This window comes from Oleiphilus sp. HI0079, from assembly GCF_001635105.1.
On the sequence record NZ_LWFT01000098.1, the window covers coordinates 1 to 1,018 of the forward strand.

Consider the following 1,018-nt stretch of genomic DNA (forward strand, 5'->3'; position numbering starts at 1 on the left):
ATCACCTTACTTAAAATTGAGTAAGGGAAGCTTAGTTTATAATTTCAGTACTGCCATACCAAAGAGCGATAAGTGTCACAGTTATTATTGAATTTTACATGCATCCAACAATGCATTGCCTATCTTCGATATTGGCAAGACATCAACTGCGCCACCCATTTTCACAGCCGCTCCAGGCATCCCCCAGACAACACTGGATGCTTCATCCTGGGCGATGGTATGCCCTCGCGCATCGCGCATCCGGCGCAACCCTGCTGCACCATCCACCCCCATTCCGGTTAAGACGGCACCAACGCAAAATCTCCCTACATGCTCAATAGCAGAATCAAACAACACATCCACTGAGGGGATATGGCCATTCACCTTGTCTCCATCTAACAATGATGTGACGAGACGGTTTTCACGTTTTGCTATACGGAGGTGTCTGTCTCCTGGGGCCAGATACGCACACCCAGACTTGAGCGGCATGCCCGCTTTCGCCTCATATACCTCAATCGGCATTGTGTCATTAAGCCGGGCCGCAAAAGTGGCGCTAAAAGCCGCCGGTATATGTTGTGCCATTAGGATGGGAGGACAGTTTTTGGGCATATAACGGAGAACTTCTTTCAATGCCTCAGTGCCCCCTGTCGAACTCCCAATGCAAATCACTTTCCCTACTTTAAAGCGATCCTCCCCGGTATGAGACTTCGGCACTCCTGGCGCAGGGCGAGACTCTTGCGCCAACATATTTGCGCTTGCAGCAGATCGCACTTTTTCCTGAATAACCGTAGCGTACTGTGCCAGCTCGCCCCAAGCTCCACCTTGTGGTTTACAGACGTAGTCAACAGCGCCAATCTCCAATGCGTCAAGGGTAACAGGTGCCCCAGATGCGGTAAGAGTTGAAATCATCACCACGGGCATAGGTCTTAGTCGCATTAGATTCTTGAGAAAGGAGATTCCATCCATCTTGGGCATCTCTACATCCAATGTAAGAACATCCGGATTTAGCGCTTTAATCTTATCTCGAGCATCATACGGA

At 49.5% G+C, this 1,018-nt stretch carries 1 protein-coding gene; it reads right to left on the bottom strand.

Annotation, left to right across the window (positions count from 1 at the left end; genetic code table 11):
* Positions 1 to 84 precede the first annotated feature (84 nt).
* The coding region (locus A3750_RS01435) for a chemotaxis response regulator protein-glutamate methylesterase (protein ID WP_082873159.1) at positions 85 to 1,018 on the bottom strand (934 nt) is incomplete at its 5' end.